The sequence below is a fragment of the Micromonospora parastrephiae genome, from assembly GCF_016802865.1.
GTDB classification, from domain to species: Bacteria; Actinomycetota; Actinomycetes; order Mycobacteriales; family Micromonosporaceae; genus Micromonospora; species Micromonospora parastrephiae.
In genome coordinates, this window is record NZ_JAEVHM010000059.1 from 1 (window position 1) to 17945 (window position 17945).

Below are 17945 nucleotides of genomic sequence, written 5' to 3' on the forward strand. Positions count from 1 at the left end.
GCCGCCCCTGCCTGCCGGCCCCGCCGGCCCGCACGTTCCGCGAGATCGTCCGGCTCTGCTGCAACGACCCGCGGTACGGGGCGGCGGCGGTGGCCCTGTTCCTGGTGATCACCCTGCTGGGGCTGGACGGCCCGGTGCTGCCCTGGCTCTGGGCCGACCTGGTCGACGGTGTCGGTGACCCGTACCTGCCGGCGTGGGGGATCGTGGCCGGGCTGCTGGTCACCCTGCCGGTGCCGTACTTCACCGGCGTCTGGTTCCCGCAGTGGTGGGTGGGGCAGATGCTGCGGATCAGCCTGCGGCTGGTGCACGGCCAGACCGGGCCGCGCCGGGTCAGCTCGCACACCCCGGCCGAGGTGGTGGCGCAGGGCGGCGACACCGAGCGGGTGGTCCAGCTCGCCGACAACGTGCTGGACCAGGCCGTCGCGCTGGTCCTTGTGGTCGCCATGACGGTGGTCTCCGGCAGCTTCGTGCCGGCGCTGTTCTTCGTCGGCACGATGGTCGTCTCCGGGCTGGCCGCGACGCTGTTCGGCCCGAAGCTGGAGCGTTCCGCGCGGGCGACCGTGGCGGCGCGGGCCGCCTTCGCCACCGCCCTGGTCTCCGTGCTCTCCTCGGCGCGGACGGTGAAGCTCGCCGGGGCGAGTGCCGCGGTGCTGCGCCACCTCGCCGATCTGGACGTGCGGCGCAGCGACCGGCAGCGGCGGGAGATCTCGGTGCAGGTGTGGTCCCGCTCCACACCGGCGGTGGCCAGTGGCCTCCTGCCGATCGGCGCGTGGGCGCTCTACCTGGCCGGTGAACTCTCCGCCGGAGCGGTGCTGGTGGCCGTGGCCACCCTCGGCGCGGCGCGCTGGTTCGCCTGGACCACCGCGTCGCTGGTCTCCCAGCTGCCGTCGGCCCGGGTGTGGACGCGACGCACGGTCGCGATGACGGGAGTGGGTGCGTACTCGGCGGGGGTGCCGGCGGTCGACCTGGCGGCGGGGACGGCGCCCGCGCGACGCCGCCGCCCCGGCACCCCCTGCACCGGCTGGAGCTGAGCGGCTTCGGCGTGGTGCACTCCGACGGCACGGTCGCCGTCCGGGACGTGGACCTGACCGTGCAGCGGGGACAGCTGGTGCTGGTCGTCGGGCCGGTGGGGTCGGGCAAGTCGTCCCTGCTGCGGGCGTTGGCGGGGATCGTGCACCACACGGGCGAGCTGTCCTGGAACGGCGACCCGGTCACCGAACCGGAGTTGTTCCTGCGCCCCAACCAGGTCGGCTATGTCGGCCAGCTGCCCCGGGTGCTCTCCGGCACGGTGGCCGACAACATCGCCCTCGGGCACCAGGTGGACGCGGCCGGGGCGGTCAGCACCGCCCAGCTCGACCATGACCTGGCCGCCGCCGGCGGTGGGCTGGGCCTGCTCATCGGGCACAAGGGCACCCGGCTCTCCGGCGGGCAGCTACAGCGGTTGGCGTTGGCGCGGGCGTTGGCACCGCGTACCGAGCTGCTGGTCGCCGACGACGTGTCGTCGGCCCTGGACGTCACCACCGAGCTGGCGTTGTGGCAGGCGCTGCGGGCGCACGGGGTGACCGTCGTGGGGTCGACCGCGAAGCGCGCCGCGCTGGTCCGCGCCGACCACGTGGTGGTGCTGCTCGGCGGTGCCGTGGCGGCCCAGGGGGCCTGGCGGGACCTGGAGGGCGATTGGTCGCACCTCGCCGGCTGACGGCCGGGCGGCTGCTCCGCGTGGCAGCCGCCCGACCGGCGGGACCGGAAGCGGGATCAGGCGGCGCGGGCGTACTGGGCGGGCCCGGTGTACGCGACGCCCAGCTTCGCGGCGGCCCGACGCGGCCAGTACGGGTCGCGCAGCAGTTCCCGGCCGAGCAGCACCAGGTCGGCGTCGCCGCTGGCGACGATCTGCTCGGCGTGCTCCGGCTCCACGATCAGGCCCACCGCGCCGGTCGGCACGCCGGCCTCCCGGCGGATCTGGGCGGCCAGCGGCACCTGGTAGCCCGGCGCGAGCGGAATGCGCTGGTCCACGCTCACGCCGCCGGAGGACGCGTCGATCAGATCCACGCCGACACCGGCCAGCTCACCGGCGAGCACCACGCTGTCCTCGATCGTCCAGCCGCCCTCCACCCAGTCGGTGGCGGAGAGCCGGGTGAGCACCGGGACGTTCTCGCCGACCGCGGCGCGTACCGCGCGGGCGACCTCCAGGGTGAGCCGCATCCGGGCGGCCCGGTCGCCGCCGTAGCCGTCGGTGCGGTGGTTGGTCAGCGGGGAGAGGAACTCGCTGAGCAGGTAGCCGTGCGCGGCGTGGATCTCCACGGCGGCGAACCCGGCGTCCAGTGCCCGTTCGGCGGCGGCGGCGAACGCGTCGACCACGCCGGTGATGCCCGCCGCGTCGAGCGTGGTCGGCGTCCGGTAGCCGGCGGTGAACGGCTCCGACCCGGGGGCGACCGGGGTCCAGCCGCCCTCGGCGTCCGGTACGCCGCCGCGCTCCGGTGCCCACGGCCGGTACGTGGAGGCCTTGAAGCCGGCGTGCGCGAGCTGGACGGCCGGTACCGCGCCGTGTGCGGCGACGAACGCGGCCACGGGCCGCCACGCGTCCACGTGCGCGCCGGACCACAGCCCGGTGTCCTGTGGGCTGATCCGCCCCTCGGGCAGCACGGCGGTGGCCTCGGTCAGCACCAGGCCGGCACCGCCGACGGCGCGGGTGCCGAGGTGGATCAGGTGCCAGTCGGTGGGCAGGCCGTCCGGGCCGGCCGAGTACTGGCACATCGGCGCCATGGCGATCCGGTTGGGCAGGGTGACCGCGCGCAGGGCCAGCGGTGCGAACAGGGAGCTCATGTCGCCATCCTCTCGGACACGGCGACGGGCCCCTCAAACGAGGGGTCCGTCGCCGTGGATGTGAATCAGATGGTCAGGCGGGGACAGGGCTCAGCTCGGGCCGGGTGTCGGCGGCCGGCTCCGGGTCGGTGAGGTCCCGCCGGCCGGCGGACTCGTACGCGGCCCGGTCGAGGGTGCCCTCGCGGGCGGCGACCACGGTCGGCACCAGCGCCTGCCCGGCCACGTTGGTGGCGGTGCGGATCATGTCCAGAATCGGGTCGATGGCGAGCAGCAGGCCGGCGCGGCCAGCGGCAGGCCCAGCGTGCTCAGGGTGAGGGTGAGCATCACGATCGCGCCGGTCAGGCCGGCGGTGGCCGCCGAGCCGACCACCGAGACGAACGCGATCAGCAGGTAGTCGGTGACGCCGAGGTGCACGCCGAACACCTGGGCCACGAAGATCGCGGCGAGTGCCGGGTAGATCGCGGCGCAGCCGTCCATCTTCGTGGTGGCGCCGAACGGCACCGCGAACGAGGCGTACTCGCGGGGAACTCCGAGGCGCTCCACGGAGCGCTGGGTCACCGGCATGGTGCCCACCGAGGAGCGGGACACGAAGGCCAGCTCGATGGCCGGCCAGGCACCGGCGAAGAAGCGCAGCGGGTTGAGCCGGCCGGCGAGGACCAGCACCAGCGGGTAGACCACGAACAGCACGAGGGCGCAGCCGACGTAGACGGCGGTGGTGAACTTCGCGAGGGGGGCCAGCAGGTCCCAGCCGTACGAGGCGACGGCGTTGCCGATCAGGCCGAGGGTGCCGATCGGGGCGAGTCGGATGACCCACCAGAGCGCCTTCTGGACGATCTCCAGCAGGGAGCGGTTCAGTGCCACGAACGGCTCGGCGGCCTCGCCGACCAGCAGGGCCGCGGCGCCCACGACGACGGCGAGGAAGACGATCTGGAGGACGTTGCCCTCGACGAACGCGCCGACCGGGTTGGTGGGCACGATGCCGGTGAGGAAGTCGGTCCACGAGCCGGTCTTCTTCGGTGCCGCCGCGCCACCCAGGTCGAGGGTCACGCCCTTGCCGGGGTTGGTGAGCAGGCCGAGGCCGATGCCGATGCTCACCGCGATCAGCGCGGTGATGCCGAACCACATCAGGGTCTTCAGCGCGAGCCGGGCGGCGTTGGCGACACCGCGCAGGCTGACCACGCTGACCACGATCGCGGTGAAGACCAGCGGCGGCACGGCCAGCTTGAGCAGTTGGACGAAGAGGCTGCCGATGGTGTGCAGGGTGCTGGTCAGCCAGCTCAGGTCGTTGCTGCGGGCGAGGAAGCCCAGCGCGACGCCGAGCACGAGGCCGAGCAGGATCTGCACGGAGAAGGGAATTTTACGCAGGCCGAAAGGCATGAGAGGTTTCCAATTGTCTGGTTCCGGGCGGAGTGGGCGAGTGCAGCGCGCTACGCCGGACAGATGCCGCTGGCCTGCAGTCGGAGATCGACGTACAGGCGAACGGTGAGGTCCCAGACATTGGTCATCGTTGACCGACGATACCCCGATCGCCGATCAGCGCAAGGAGCGATCGGGGTGAGGATCCTTACAAAGGGCCAGCGCGGTGGCGGTCGCCACTCCCCACAGCACCGTGAGCGCGAGGACCAGCCGCTCCAGCACGCCCACCAGGGCGCCCCGGCCCACGATGAGCATGGCCAGCCCGACCGTCGCGCAGAGCGGCAGGGCCACCGTGACGGCCCCGGCGGCCAGACGGCGCACCGCCCGAGTGCCCGCACCGGACACGGCCAGCGCGGCCATGGCCAGGACGACCGCCGCGGTCGCCGCGATGCTCGCGCCGCCGTGCACCAGGTCCGCCACCGTGGTCCGTTCGAACGGCGGGAGTGGGCAGCCCTCCGAGCAGGTCACCGCCCCGGACACGGCGGTGCACACGGCGCCGACGGCGAGCAGCGCCGGCGCCACCCGTACCCCCGGGGGCAGCGCCGCGGCGACCAGCAGCAACGCGCCGGCCAGGGCCAGAACCCCGATCCGGTACGTCGCGGCGTGGCCGCTGCCGGCGATACCGGCCTCGCTGACGTACCCGGTGAGACCCGGACCGGGACCGGCGAGCACGGCGACGGTCACCGCGACCGCGCCGGCCAGCGTGCATCCGGCGGCGACCGACGCGGCGACCCGGCGGGCGACGTCCGCCCGGATGCCCGGTGCGCTCGTGGTGCCGGCCCGCCCCCGCTCAGCCACGCCCGTGCGGCGTCGTCCAGCCGGACTCGTCAGGCCCGAGCGGCACGATCCCGCTCGGGTTGATCTCGTGGTGGGTGCCGTAGTAGTGCCGCTTGATGTGGTCGAAGTCCACCGTCTCGCCGAAGCCGGGGGTCTGGAACAGGTCCCGGGCGTACGCCCAGAGCACCGGCATCTCGGTCAGCTTGTTGCGGTTGCACTTGAAGTGCCCGTGGTACGCGGCGTCGAAGCGGACCAGGGTGGTGAACAGCCGCACGTCGGCCTCGGTGATCGCGTCGCCCATCAGGTAGCGCTGCCCGGCCAGCCGGTCGGAGAGCATGTCCAGCCGGGCGAAGAGTGCCCGGAACGCCTCGTCGTACGCCTCCTGCGAGGTGGCGAACCCACACCGGTAGACACCGTTGTTGACGTCGGCGTGGATGTCGGCCATCAGCGCGTCCATCTCCGGGCGCAGCGCCTCCGGGTAGAGATCCGGCGCGCCCGGGCGGTGCAGCGCCCGCCACTCGGTGGAGAAGTCCAGGGTGAGCTGCGGATAGTCGTTGGTGACCACCCGCTGCGTGACGGTGTCGACCAGCGCCGGCACGGTCACCCGGCCGGTGTAGTCCGGGTCGGTGGCCAGGTACGCCTCGGAGAGGAAGCCGACGCCCAGGACGGGGTCGAAGCCGTCCGGGTCGAGGTCGAACGCCCAACCCCGTTCGTCGCGGATCGGGTCGACGGTGCCCAGCGAGATCGCGTCGTCCAATCCGAGCAGGCTCCGAACGATCCTGGCCCGGTGCGCCCACGGGCAGGCGCGGCACCAGATCAGCCGGTAGCGGCCGGCCTCCAGAGGCCAGCGGTCCTGCTCGTCCGGGCCGCCGCCGGGTGGGGAGGTCGAGTCGGCGGTGACCCGACCGGTGAACCGGTTGGGCTGGCGGACGAACGCGCCGCCGCCGCTGGTCTCTGCGCTGAACTGGGCCCGGGCCATGCCGTCAACCTATCCGCTGCCGGCGCGGATATCCTGGCGCCGGCAGCCCCCGCGACCCGGTGGGCGTGCCCCCACCCCCGCCGTCTGCACCCCGAAGGACTCGCGATGACCGTGGCATACCTGGTGGCCGGTGTCCGTACCCCGATCGGCCGGTACGCCGGCGCGTTGGCCGGTGTCCGCCCCGACGACCTGGCCGCGCACGTGATCCGCGAGCTGGTCGACCGCCACCCGTCGGTGGACTGGGCCCGGGTGGACGACGTCGTGCTCGGCTGCGCCAACCAGGCCGGCGAGGACAACCGCAACGTGGCCCGGATGGCGGCGCTGCTCGCCGGCCTGCCCGAGGAGGTGCCGGGCAGCACGGTCAACCGGCTCTGCGGCTCCGGCCTGGACGCCCTCGCCACCGCCGCGCGGTCCATCGTCGCCGGGGACGCCGACCTGGTGGTCGCGGGCGGCGTGGAGAGCATGAGCCGGGCGCCGTTCGTGATGCCGAAGGCCACCTCGGCGTACTCCCGCTCGGCCGAGGTCTACGACACCACGCTGGGCTGGCGGCTGGTCAACCCGCTCATGCGCGACGGGTGGGGGATCGACTCGATGCCGGAGACGGCGGAGAACGTGGCCGCCGAGTACGGCGTGACCCGGGCCGAGCAGGACGCGTTCGCGTACCGCTCGCAGCAGCGCGCGGCCAAGGCGCAGGCCGACGGCCGGTTCGCCGAGGAGATCGTGCCGGTGTCGGTGCCGGCCGGCCGTCGGGAGACCCGCCTGGTCGAGGTCGACGAGCACCCCCGGGAGACCTCGCTGGAGAAGCTGGCCGCGCTGCCCACCCCGTTCCGCGACGGCGGCACGGTGACCGCCGGCAACTCGTCGGGCGTCAACGACGGCGCGGTCGCGCTGCTGGTGGCCAGTGAGGCGGCGGTGGCCCGGTACGGTCTCACCCCGCTGGCCCGCATCGGTGGAGCGGCCGCGGCGGGCGTGCCACCCCGGATCATGGGGATCGGCCCGGTGCCGGCCACCCGCAAGCTCCTCGACCGCGTCGGGGTGCAGGTGAACGCTGTGGACGTGGTGGAGCTGAACGAGGCGTTCGCCGCGCAGTCCGTGGCGGTGCTGCGCGAGTTGGGGCTTCCCGTCGACGCCGAGCACGTCAACCCGAACGGCGGTGCCATCGCGTTGGGGCACCCGCTGGGCGCCAGCGGTGCCCGGCTGGCGTTGACCGCCGCCCTGGAGCTGCGCCGCCGGGGTGGCCGTCGCGCCCTGGCCACCATGTGCATCGGCGTCGGGCAGGGCATCTCGCTGCTGCTGGAGTCCGCCGGCTGAGCGCGGAAACAGCGTGAAGGGATCTCCCGAACGCTGGAGTCGTCAGCCTAGAGTGGTCCACACCACACGACCCGCGGGTCCGCCGGTGGTCGCGCACGTCCGACGCCGGTGCCGCCCCGCGCCGCGGCGACGAACTGGGGAGCACGCTGATGCCGGACGGACTGCCGACCGAGATCGATCTGACCAGGCCGAGCGCGGCCCGGGTGTACGACTACTTCCTGGGTGGGGCGCACAACTTCGAGATCGACCGGCAGTTGGCCGAGCAGATCGCGAGCATGACCCCGAACCTCGCCGCCACCATGCGGTCCGGTCGGGACTTCCTGCGCCGTGCCGTCCGCGTGTTGCTCGACGCGGGCATCGACCAGTTCCTCGACATCGGCTCCGGAATTCCCACCGTGGGCAACGTGCACGAGGTGGCCCAGGCGACGAACCCCAAGGCCCGGGTGGTCTACGTCGACATCGACCCGGTGGCCGTCGCGCACAGCCGGGAACTGCTCGCCGACAACGACCTGACCGGTGTGATCCACGCCGACCTGCGGGAGCCGGATCGGATCCTCACCGAGACCCGCGAGCTGGGGCTGATCGACTTCAGTCGGCCGATGGGCATCCTGCTGGCCGGGGTGGTGCACTTCGTCCCGGACGCCGACCGCCCCGAGGAGATCCTGGCCACCCTGCGGGCCGCCGCCGCACCCGGCAGCTTCCTGGTCATCTCGCACTCCACCTTCGAGGACCAACCGCAGGAGATGCTGGACGCCCAGCGCCTCTCCGCACGTACCGACACGGAGATCACCCTGCGCTCCCGCGCCCAGGTCACCGGCTTCTTCGGCGACTGGACCGTCCTCGAACCGGGTGTCGTGCACATGCCGCTCTGGCGTCCGGACTCGCCGTCCGACGTGGACGAGCACCCGGAGCGGTTCGGCGCCTTCGGAGGCGTCGCCCGGTACGACCAGCCCGCCGGCTGATCCCGTGGCCGTCGTCCCGGATCCCGTCGGGGCCGACGTTGGCCGGAGCGGCGCCCAGGGCTACGCCGCCGACTGGGCCCGCGCGGTACGCCGGCTCGGTTTCGTGCCGCTCAGCGCGGCCGAGACCGAGCGGCTGCTGCTGGTGCACACCGTCCGGTTGGCGCAGGCGGCGCGCGCGGAGCCGTTCACGGCCCGTCCCGCGGAGGAGGTCGGCCGTGCCCTGGTGGAGGCGCACCTCACCGAGCCTCGGGCACTGGAATGGTCGTTGCGCGCCCTCGGCGCGGACTTCCCCCGCCGGGTGCTGGCCGCGGGCGGCTGGCCGGGGGATTTGAGCGAGCGGATCGCGGCCATGCAGGGCGGGCTGGCCGCCGGGTACGCCCGCGCGCTGCGCGACCGTACCTTCGCCCAGCAGGAACGGATCGCCCGGTCGGCCTGGCAGGCGCGCGACGAGGTCGAGCAGGCGCTGCGGGACAGCGAGGCGCGGTTCCGGGCGGTCTTCACCGGGGCCGCGATCGGGATCGGCATCGCCGGGGTGGACGGTCAGATCATCGACGTCAACCAGGCGTTCGCCGACATGCTCGGGTACTCGATCGAGGAGCTGTGCCAGGCCAACGTGGCGGCGTTGTTCCACCCCGACGACGCGGCCGGGATGTGGGAGCTGTACCAGGAGATGGTCGAGGGCAAGCAGGACGCGGCCCGGGTGGAGAAGCGCTACTACCGCAAGGACGGCAGCGTGGTCTGGACGGATCTGGCGGTCTCGCTGATCCGGCACGACGACGGCCGGCCCCGGTTCACCGTCGCGATGATCGAGGACATCACCGAGCGGTACGAACTCCAGCAGCGGCTGCGCTTCCAGGCCCTGCACGACCCGCTGACCGGGCTGCCCAACCGGACGCTGTTCTTCGAGACGCTCGGCCAGGTCTTCGACACCGCGGCTCCGGAACGCCGCGTCGGGGTGTGCTTCCTCGACCTGGACGGGTTCAAGGCGATCAACGACAGTCTCGGCCACGACCTCGGCGACCGGCTGCTGGTGATGATCGGCCGGCGGCTGGCCGAGTGTGTGGCCGACCACGGCCACCTGGTTGCCCGGATGGGCGGGGACGAGTTCGTGATCCTGGTCGACGGCGGGGAGGACGCGGTGGCCGTGGCGGAGGCGGCGCTGGCCGCCGTCGCCGCCCCGGTGCACGTCGGCGACCAGCAGTTGGCGGTCTCGGCAAGTGTCGGCATCGTGGAGTGCCCGGCCGCGGCGACCACCGCCTCGGAGCTGATGAAGGCCGCCGACACGACGCTCTACTGGGCCAAGGCGGCGGGTCGGGGTCGGTACGCGGTCTACGACCCGGAGCGCAGCGCCCGGGACATGGCCCGCGCGGCGCTGGTCGCCGGGCTGCCGGCAGCTCTGGAGCGGGGCGAGTTCGTGCTGCACTACCAGCCGATCGTGTCGCTGCTGGAGGGCCGCATGCTCGCCGTGGAGGCGTTGGTCCGCTGGGACCACCCCGAGCTGGGCCTGATCGGGCCGGACCGGTTCATCGGACTCGCCGAGGAGACCGGCCTGATCGTCGGACTCGGCGAGTGGGTGCTGCGCACGGCGTGCCGCGACGCCGAGCGGTGGTGGCGGGAGTTCCCCGAAGCCCGACTGGTGGTCAGCGTCAACCTGGCCGCCCGGCAGGCCGACGACCCCGCGATCGTGGACACCGTGGCCGACGCGCTGGCCACCACCGGGCTGCCGGCGGAACTGCTGCAACTGGAGCTGACCGAGAGCGCCGTGATGGGCAGCGCCGGTGAGCCGCTGCGCAGCCTGCACCGACTCGCCGCGCTGGGCGTCCGACTGGCGGTGGACGACTTCGGAACCGGCTACTCCAACCTGGCGTACCTGCGGCGGCTGCCGATCCACTGCCTCAAGCTGGCTGGCCCGTTCGTCGAGGGCATCCGCGCCGACGGTACGGACGTGGTGGCCGACCACCGCGACGAGCGGATCGTCGACGCGTTGGTCAGGTTGGCGCACGCGCTGGAGCTGTGGGTCACCGCGGAGGCGGTGGAGACCGGGGTGCAGGCGGAGCGGCTACGTGCGCTGCGGTGCGACACCGGGCAGGGCCGGTACTTCGGCGCACCGGCGCCGGCCGAGGCGATCACCGCCCGGCTGCGGGGCGGGTCGGCGGGGTGAGCGGGGGATTCCTCCGGCCCGGCCGGGGCCGGGTGTGGCGACGGAAGGCGACGGCGTGAGCCTGAACGACTCGCAGACGGTGGTGACCGTGGTGGCCGCGTTGGCGATCCTGGCCGGGTTGGCCGGTGTGGTGGTGCCTGGCCTGCCGGCGCTGCCGCTGTGCTGGGGCGGCGTGCTCGTCTGGGCGATCTTCGGCGGGGCCGGCCCGGGTGGCTGGGCGGTGTTCGCCGTGGCGACACTGGTCGCCGCCGGCGGCACCGTGATCAAGTACGCGTGGCCCGGCCGCAACCTGAAGCGCACCGGCGTGCCGACGTCCACGCTGCTCGCCGGCGCGGTGCTCGGGATCGTCGGCTTCTTCGTGGTGCCGGTGGTGGGGCTGGTGCTCGGCTTCGTCGCCGGGGTGTGGGCGGCGGAGCGGCTGCGCCTGGGCAGCAACCAGCTCGCCTGGCCGTCCACGGTGCAGGCGCTCAAGGCCGCCGGCCTGTCCATGCTGGTGGAGTTCACCGCCGGCCTGCTGATCGCCGCCGCCTGGCTGGCCGGCCTCCTCCTCACCTGACCCGACCCGCTCCCGCTGCGGTGATCAGGAGATTCGCGTCGGGGAGGAAGGGGTGGGGCGCGGGGCACTGTCGGGTACGGCGGATCGCCGTACGTGAGAGAGAGGTGTGCCCCGCGCCGCGGTCCGGGCGGTCCGAGTGCCCGGGGGTCGGCCCGATCGGGCCTGGTCACGAGGTCAAGCATGCGGGCCGGCGGGTCGCGCGGCAACGCAATTAGCCCGACGGCCGTGAGATTCCCACCGTCCTCGTATTGACCGCCTTGATCGGCGGGACGACACTTTGCGCACTCGCACGCGGAACCACCTCAGGGAGGTGTGCAGTGCCAACGACCCCCGCGCCGACCGCCGAGCAGCCGATGGACGACGACGCCCGACGGCTCGCCGAACTCGGCTACAAGCAGGAGTTGCGCCGCAAGTGGAGTGGCTTCTCCAACTTCGCCATCTCGTTCTCGATCATCTCGATCCTGGCCGGCTGTTTCACCACCTTCGGTCAGGCGTGGAACAACGGCGGACCGGTCGCCATCTCCTGGGGTTGGCCGCTGATCTCGCTGTTCATCCTGATCATCGGCTTCTGCATGGCGGAGCTGGTGTCGGCGTACCCGACCGCCGGCGGGATCTACTGGTGGGCGGCGACCATGGGCCGGCCGGTGCACGGCTGGTTCACCGGCTGGCTGAACCTGATCGGCCTGGTCGCGGTCACCGCCTCGGTCGACTACGGCTGCGCGACGTTCCTCAACCTCACCCTGTCGGCGCTCTTCGACGGCTGGGCCGGCACGCTGCGGCAGGCGTTCGGACTCTTCGTGGTCATCCTGGTGCTGCACGGCCTGATCAACATCTTCGGGCACCGGATCATCGACGTACTCCAGAACGTCTCGGTCTGGTGGCACGTGGCCGGCGCGGCCGTCGTGGTGGCCATCCTCGTCCTGGTCCCGGACAACCACCAGAGCTTCCAGTTCGTGTTCACCGAGCGGTTCAACAACTCCGGCTTCGGCGACGGGGACGTCGGTGGGCTGACCTTCTGGTTCTACGTGCTGCCGCTGGGCTTCCTGCTCACCCAGTACACGATCACCGGCTTCGACGCCTGCGCGCACGTCTCCGAGGAGACCCGGGGCGCCTCGCAGGCCGCCGCGCGTGGTCTCTGGCAGTCGATCTTCTACTCGGCGGTCGGTGGCTGGATCCTGCTGCTGGCGTTCCTCTTCGCGGCCACCGACGTCGAGGCGGTCAACGCCGCCGGCGGCTTCTCCGGCGCCATCTTCGAGTCCGCTCTCACCCCGGTCTTCTTCAAAATCGTCATCATCATCTCCACCATCGGGCAGTTCTTCTGCGGCATGAGCTGCGTGACCTCGATGAGCCGGATGGCGTACGCGTTCAGCCGCGACCGGGCGGTGCCCGGCTGGCGACTGTGGTCCACGGTCGACCGCAACGGCACCCCGGTCAAGGCGATCATCGGCGCCACCCTGGCCGGCCTGGTGCTCACCCTTCCAGCGCTGTACGAGAGTTCCGCCGGCATTCCGGTCGCGTTCTACGCGGTGGTGTCCGTCGCGGTGCTCGGGCTGTACCTGTCGTTCCTCATCCCGATCGCGCTGCGACTGCGCCTCGGCGACCGGTTCACCCCCGGGCCGTGGACGCTCGGCCGCAAGTACAAGCTGCTCGGTTGGATCGCGGTCGTCGAGATCGCGGTCATCGCGGTCTACTTCGTGCTGCCGATCGTGCCCGCCGGGGTGCCCGGCAACGACGGGTTCACCTGGTCGGCGGTGAACTACGCGCCGCTCGCCGTGGGCGGGGTGCTGCTGGTGGTCGCCGTCTGGTGGTACGCCTCGGCCCGCACCTGGTTCACCGGGCCGGTCCGCACCGTCGACGTCCCCTCCCCACGTACGCCCGCCGAGCCTCCGGAACGCCGTTAGGAAGGGCCGCTCCCGGGGCATTGACGGTGATCCGGTTTGCCAGTAGACCTTGGTGATGGAGGCCCGCGAATGAGAAGAGCTCCGCTCACGCTGGAACAACTGCGGGTCGCCGTCGCCGAGGGCGAGATCGACACGGTGGTGCTGGCCCTGGTCGACATGCAGGGCCGCCTACAGGGCAAACGGTTCCACGCCCCGTTCTTCCTCGACCAGGTGGTGGCCAACGGCAGCGAGGGCTGCAACTACCTGCTCGCCGTGGACGTCGACATGAACACCGTCGACGGGTACGCGATGTCGAGCTGGGAACGCGGCTACGGCGACTTCGCGATGGTGCCGGACTTCGCCACGCTGCGCCGGGTGCCCTGGCAGCCCGGCTCCGCGCTGCTGCTGGCGGACCTGACCTGGCTGGACGGGTCCGGTGACGTGGTCGCCTCACCCCGGCAGATCCTGCGCCGGCAACTGGACCGGCTGGCCGAGCACGGGCTCACCGCGTACGCCGGCACCGAGCTGGAGTTCGTGCTGTTCCGCGACTCGTACGAGGACGCCTGGCGGCGCGGCTACCGCGACCTCACCCCGGCCAACCAGTACAACGTCGACTACTCCCTGCTCGGCACCGCCCGGGTGGAGCCGCTGCTGCGCCGGATCCGCACCGAGATGGCCGGCGCCGGGCTGACCCCGGAGAGCGCGAAGGGTGAGTGCAACCTCGGCCAGCACGAGATCGCCTTCCGGTACGACGAGGCGGTCGCCTGCGCCGACCACCACGTGATCTACAAGAACGGGGCCAAGGAGATCGCCGCCCAGGAGGGCATGGCGATCACCTTCATGGCCAAGCCGAACGAGCGGGAGGGCAACTCCTGCCACATCCACTTCTCGCTGCGGGACACCACCGGTGCCTCGGCGATGCTCGGTGACGGGCCGGCGCACCTGTCGCAGACCGGGCAGCGGGTGCTCGCCGGTCTGCTCGCCACCATGCGGGAGTTCAGCCTGCTGTTCGCCCCGAACATCAACTCCTACAAGCGCTACCAGCCGGGGTCGTTCGCCCCGACGGCGTTGCGCTGGGGTGTGGACAACCGCACCTGCGCGCTGCGGGTGGTCGGGCACGGGCAGGGCATGCGGGTGGAGAACCGGGTGCCCGGCGCCGACGTCAACCCGTACCTGGCGATCGCCGGCCTGGTCGCGGGCGCGTTGCACGGCATCGACCGGGAGTTGGAGCTGGGCGCGGAGTGCACCGGCAACGCGTACGACGACCCGGAGGCCGAGCGCGTCCCCGGCACGCTGCGCGACGCCCTGACCCTCTGGGAGGCATCCTCGGTGGCCCGGGACGCGTTCGGCGCCGAGGTGGTGGCCCACTACGCCAACCAGGCGAGGGTGGAGCTGGCCGCCTTCGACGCCGCGGTCACGGACTGGGAGCTGACCCGTGGCTTCGAACGCCTCTGACTCGCGCGTCGGGCCGGACTTGCGCGTCGATCATGGACTTGTGGTGGGTGACACGTCGGGGACTGGGGCTTTTGTGGGGCACCACAACTCCATGATCGACCGGGCAGGGGGGTGGATTGCGTGACGGTTTTGGTGGATCCGGCTTCCGGGGTGGGGTTTCGGGAGGTTCCGGGGGCCTCTGTTGAGCAGGTTGACGCCGCCATCTCGCGGGCGGCTCGGGCATTCGAGAGCTGGCGGGGGGTGGGGGCGGGGGATCGGGCCCGGCTCCTGCGGCGGTTCGCCGCTGCTGTCGACGCGCACCTGGACGAGCTGGCCGCGCTGGAGGTCCGCAACTCCGGGCACACCGTCGGCAACGCCCGGTGGGAGGCCGGCAACGTCCGCGACGTACTGGACTACTACGCCGGAGCGCCGGAGCGGCTGACCGGGCGGCAAATCCCGGTTCCCGGCGGGCTGGACGTCACCTTCCACGAGCCACTGGGCGTGGTCGGGGTGATCGTGCCGTGGAACTTCCCGATGCCGATCGCCGCCTGGGGGTTCGCCCCGGCCCTCGCGGCCGGCAACACCGTGGTGCTCAAACCGGCCGAGCTGACTCCGCTCACCGCGCTGCGCCTGGCCGAACTGGCCAGCGAGGCCGGCCTGCCCGACGACGTGTTCACCGTGATCCCCGGCGAGGGCGCGGTGGTGGGGGAGCGGTTCGTCAGCCACCCGGCGGTCCGCAAGATCTGCTTCACCGGCTCCACCGAGGTCGGCACGCGCATCATGGCCGGCTGCGCCGCACAGGTGAAGCGGCTCACCCTGGAGCTGGGCGGCAAGAGCGCGAACATCGTGTTCGCCGACGCCGACCTGGAACGCGCCGCCGCGACCGCGCCCGGTGCGGTCTTCGACAACGCCGGCCAGGACTGCTGCGCACGGTCGCGGATCCTGGTCCAACGCCCGGTGTACGACCGTTTCCTGGAACTGCTCGAACCGGCGGTCCAGGCGGTGCGGGTGCAGGACCCGGCCCGGGACACCGCCGAGATGGGTCCGCTGATCTCCGCGGCGCAGCGGGACCGGGTCGCCGGCTACGTGACCGGGGCGAAGGTCGCGTTCACCGGCTCCTGCCCCGACGGCCCCGGCTTCTGGCACGCCCCGACCGTGCTGCTGACCGACTCGCCGGCCGATCGGCACTGGCGGGAGGAGATCTTCGGCCCGGTGGTGTCGGTGCTCCCGTTCGACGACGAGGCCGACGCGATCCGGCTGGCCAACGACACCGAGTACGGCCTGTCCGGCTCGATCTGGACGCGGGACGTGGGCCGTGCCCTCCGGCTCGCCCGCGCCGTGGAGTCGGGCAACCTCAGCGTCAACTCGCACTCCTCGGTGCGCTACTGGACCCCGTTCGGTGGGATGAAGCGTTCCGGGCTCGGCCGTGAGCTGGGCCCGGACGCGCTGCACTCCTTCACCGACGTCAAGAACGTGTTCATCGCGACGGAGGAGTGACGCCAGTGCAGGGTCGGTTGCAGGACCGGGTGGCCGTGGTCACCGGAGCGGGCAGCGGCATCGGGTTGGCCACCGTGCGGAGGTTCACCGCCGAGGGGGCCCGGGTGGTCTGCGTGGACATCGACACGGCGGCCGGCGAGAAGGCCGCGCAGGAGTGCGGCGGCGAGTTCGTCCGCACCGACGTCGCCGACGAAACGGCGGTACGTGACCTGTTCGACGGGGTGGCCGAGCGGTACGGGCGGGTCGACATCGCGTTCAACAACGCCGGCATCTCCCCGCCGGACGACGACTCCATCCTGGACACCGGCCTCGACGCCTGGGACCGGGTGCTGCGGGTCAACACCACGAGCGTCTACCTCTGCTGCAAGTACGCCATACCGCACATGCGCCGGCAGGGCAGAGGCTCGATCATCAACACCGCCTCGTTCGTGGCGTTGATGGGGGCGGCGACGTCGCAGATCGCGTACACCGCCAGCAAGGGCGGGGTGCTGGCGATGACCCGGGAGTTGGGCGTGCAGTTCGCCCGCGAGGGCATCCGGGTCAACGCGCTCTGCCCCGGCCCGGTGGCCACCCCGCTGCTGCTGGAGCTCTTCGCCGCCGACCCGGAGCGGGCCGCCCGCCGGCTGGTGCACGTGCCGATGGGACGGTTCGGGCAGCCGGAGGAGATCGCCGCCGCGGTGGCGTTCCTGGCCAGCGACGACGCCTCGTTCATGACCGCCGCGCAGTTCGTGGTCGACGGCGGCATCACAGGCGCGTACGTCACACCCCTGTGAGCGGCGCGAGATCGGTGCGCCGGCCGTTGATCGGGATCAGCGCGTACGTCGAACCCGCCGCCTGGGCGGTCTGGCGGGGCGTGCCGGCCGTGCTGGTGCCCGAGGCGTACGTGCGGGCGGTGACGGCCGCCGGCGGCCGGGCGGTGGTGGTGCCCCCGGACGACGAGGACGCCGACGTGCTGGCCGTCCTCGACGGCCTGCTGCTGGCCGGGGGCGCCGACGTGGGCCCGGGGCGGTACGGCCAGCCGCCGCATCCGCGTACCGAGGACCGGCCGGACCGGGACGCCGGTGAGTTGACCCTGTTGGCCCCCGCGCTGGCCGCCGGGTTGCCGGTCCTCGGTGTCTGCCGGGGAATGCAGCTGCTCGCCGTCGCCTACGGCGGGACCCTGCACCAGCACCTACCGGACGTGGTGGGGCACGACGAGCATCGTCCGGCACCGGGGGTCTACGGCGCCCACGCGGTGCGGTTCGCGGCGGGCAGCCTCGCCGCGACGGTGTTGGCCGGGGTGGAGCGGGTCAACTCGTACCACCACCAGGCGGTCGCCGACCCGGGTCGGCTGACCGTCAGCGGGTGGGCGGCGGACGGCGTGATCGAGGCGGTGGAGGACCCGGCCCTGCCGTTCGTGCTCGGCGTGCAGTGGCATCCGGAGAACGAGCCGGACCCACGTCCGATCACCGCCCTGGTCAGGGCTGCCGGACGGTCCCGTGCGGTGTGACGTACGTCGCCCCCGTCCGGCGGGTCGGCCGGTGGGAGGATCGACGCATGGGCAAGCTCTATCCGGAGATCGACGGCCGGCTGCGAGACTTCATCACGGCTCAGCCGGTCTTCTTCGTGGCCACGGCGCCGTCCGGCGCCGAGGGGCATGTCAACGTCTCGCCGAAGGGTATGCGGGGCACCTTCGTGATCCTCGGCCCGCACCGGGTGGCGTACCTCGACTACCACGGCAGCGGCGCCGAGACCATCGCCCACCTGCGGGACAACGGCCGGATCACGCTGATGTTCTGCGCCTTCGACGGGCCGCCGAAGATCGTCCGGCTGCACGGGCGGGGCAGCAGTGTCGCGGTGACCGAGGGCGCCTTCGCCGACCGGCTCGCCGATTTCCCCGCACCACCGGACGTGCACGCGGTGCGGGCCGTGATCACCGTCGAGGTTGAACGGGTCAGCGACTCCTGCGGCTACGCGGTGCCGCTGATGGATTTCCGCGCCGAACGTGACCTGTTGCTGACGTCACACTCCCGCCGCAGCGCCGATGACCTGGTGGTCTACCGGGCCACCAAGAACGCGGCGAGCATCGATGGGCTGCCCGTCTTCTGACCTGCCCAGGCGTTCCGTCACCACCTGCCTGGCCGCCGGACTGTCCGGTGACCGACGGATGAGG

13 protein-coding genes and 2 pseudogenes are annotated in these 17945 nt (G+C 72.5%); 11 read left to right on the plus strand and 4 right to left on the minus strand.

Annotated elements, in window-relative coordinates:
* A pseudogene (locus tag JNW91_RS14440) lies at positions 1–1696 on the plus strand (ATP-binding cassette domain-containing protein); the annotation flags it as partial.
* A 56-nt stretch (positions 1697–1752) separates the two neighbouring features.
* Here the strand turns inward: JNW91_RS14440 and JNW91_RS14445 are convergent.
* The 4 genes and pseudogenes from JNW91_RS14445 to JNW91_RS14460 form a co-directional block, all read right to left on the minus strand.
* The gene (locus JNW91_RS14445; RefSeq protein ID WP_203175547.1) at positions 1753–2820 is read right to left on the minus strand and encodes an NADH:flavin oxidoreductase/NADH oxidase; all 1068 of its coding nucleotides are present in this window, start codon (positions 2818–2820) and stop codon (positions 1753–1755) included.
* Positions 2821–2893: 73 nt separating this feature from the next.
* Positions 2894–4185 (minus strand): annotated as a pseudogene (locus tag JNW91_RS14450) (dicarboxylate/amino acid:cation symporter).
* A 168-nt stretch (positions 4186–4353) separates the two neighbouring features.
* On the minus strand, positions 4354–5034 hold the full coding sequence (locus JNW91_RS14455) for a DUF998 domain-containing protein (protein WP_203175549.1): 681 nt from the start codon (positions 5032–5034) through the stop codon (positions 4354–4356).
* Positions 5027–5992 carry a glutathione S-transferase family protein gene (locus tag JNW91_RS14460; protein ID WP_203175550.1) on the minus strand — a complete coding sequence of 322 codons (966 nt, stop codon included), beginning with the start codon at positions 5990–5992 and terminating at the stop codon, positions 5027–5029. The genes JNW91_RS14455 and JNW91_RS14460 overlap by 8 nt, the downstream gene beginning before the upstream one ends.
* A gap of 105 nt (positions 5993–6097) precedes the next feature.
* Here JNW91_RS14460 and pcaF point away from each other — a divergent pair, with 105 nt between their 5' ends.
* From pcaF to JNW91_RS14510, 10 genes are all read left to right on the plus strand, one after another.
* Positions 6098–7303, plus strand: coding sequence for a 3-oxoadipyl-CoA thiolase (gene pcaF, locus JNW91_RS14465; RefSeq protein WP_203175551.1), 1206 nt, complete (start codon positions 6098–6100; stop codon positions 7301–7303).
* A gap of 149 nt (positions 7304–7452) precedes the next feature.
* Positions 7453–8265, plus strand: coding sequence for an SAM-dependent methyltransferase (locus tag JNW91_RS14470; protein WP_203175552.1), 813 nt, complete (start codon positions 7453–7455; stop codon positions 8263–8265).
* A gap of 4 nt (positions 8266–8269) precedes the next feature.
* Complete coding sequence (locus JNW91_RS14475) at positions 8270–10426, plus strand: putative bifunctional diguanylate cyclase/phosphodiesterase (protein ID WP_203175553.1); 2157 nt, start codon at positions 8270–8272, stop codon at positions 10424–10426.
* A gap of 55 nt (positions 10427–10481) precedes the next feature.
* Complete coding sequence (locus JNW91_RS14480) at positions 10482–10982, plus strand: DUF456 domain-containing protein (RefSeq protein WP_203175554.1); 501 nt, start codon at positions 10482–10484, stop codon at positions 10980–10982.
* Between the two features lie 317 nt (positions 10983–11299).
* On the plus strand, positions 11300–12883 hold the full coding sequence (locus JNW91_RS14485) for an amino acid permease (RefSeq protein WP_203175555.1): 1584 nt from the start codon (positions 11300–11302) through the stop codon (positions 12881–12883).
* Positions 12884–12952: 69 nt separating this feature from the next.
* Positions 12953–14317: a glutamine synthetase family protein gene (locus JNW91_RS14490; RefSeq protein WP_203175556.1), complete on the plus strand. Its 1365-nt coding sequence runs from the start codon at positions 12953–12955 to the stop codon at positions 14315–14317.
* 129 nt (positions 14318–14446) lie between these two features.
* On the plus strand, positions 14447–15793 hold the full coding sequence (locus tag JNW91_RS14495; RefSeq protein ID WP_238424997.1) for an aldehyde dehydrogenase family protein: 1347 nt from the start codon (positions 14447–14449) through the stop codon (positions 15791–15793).
* 5 nt (positions 15794–15798) lie between these two features.
* Positions 15799–16566, plus strand: a complete 768-nt coding sequence (locus tag JNW91_RS14500; protein ID WP_203175558.1) for a 3-oxoacyl-ACP reductase — start codon at positions 15799–15801, stop codon at positions 16564–16566.
* The gene (locus JNW91_RS14505) at positions 16563–17282 is read left to right on the plus strand and encodes a gamma-glutamyl-gamma-aminobutyrate hydrolase family protein (RefSeq protein ID WP_309244359.1); all 720 of its coding nucleotides are present in this window, start codon (positions 16563–16565) and stop codon (positions 17280–17282) included. Before JNW91_RS14500 ends, JNW91_RS14505 begins: the two co-directional genes overlap by 4 nt.
* A 47-nt stretch (positions 17283–17329) precedes the next feature.
* Entirely contained in the window at positions 17330–17881 is a 552-nt protein-coding gene (locus JNW91_RS14510; RefSeq protein ID WP_203175560.1) for a pyridoxamine 5'-phosphate oxidase family protein, read from the plus strand.
* Positions 17882–17945: the final 64 nt, after the last annotated feature.

Excerpts from the sequence above, each read along its gene's own strand:
- JNW91_RS14445 (WP_203175547.1), bottom strand. The coding sequence starts at position 2,820 with ATGAGCTCCCTGTTCGCACCGCTGGCCCTGCGCGCGGTCACCCTGCCC.
- JNW91_RS14460 (WP_203175550.1), bottom strand. The coding sequence starts at position 5,992 with ATGGCCCGGGCCCAGTTCAGCGCAGAGACCAGCGGCGGCGGCGCGTTC.
- pcaF (WP_203175551.1), top strand. The coding sequence starts at position 6,098 with ATGACCGTGGCATACCTGGTGGCCGGTGTCCGTACCCCGATCGGCCGG.
- JNW91_RS14470 (WP_203175552.1), top strand. The coding sequence starts at position 7,453 with ATGCCGGACGGACTGCCGACCGAGATCGATCTGACCAGGCCGAGCGCG.
- JNW91_RS14490 (WP_203175556.1), top strand. The coding sequence starts at position 12,953 with ATGAGAAGAGCTCCGCTCACGCTGGAACAACTGCGGGTCGCCGTCGCC.
- JNW91_RS14510 (WP_203175560.1), top strand. The coding sequence starts at position 17,330 with ATGGGCAAGCTCTATCCGGAGATCGACGGCCGGCTGCGAGACTTCATC.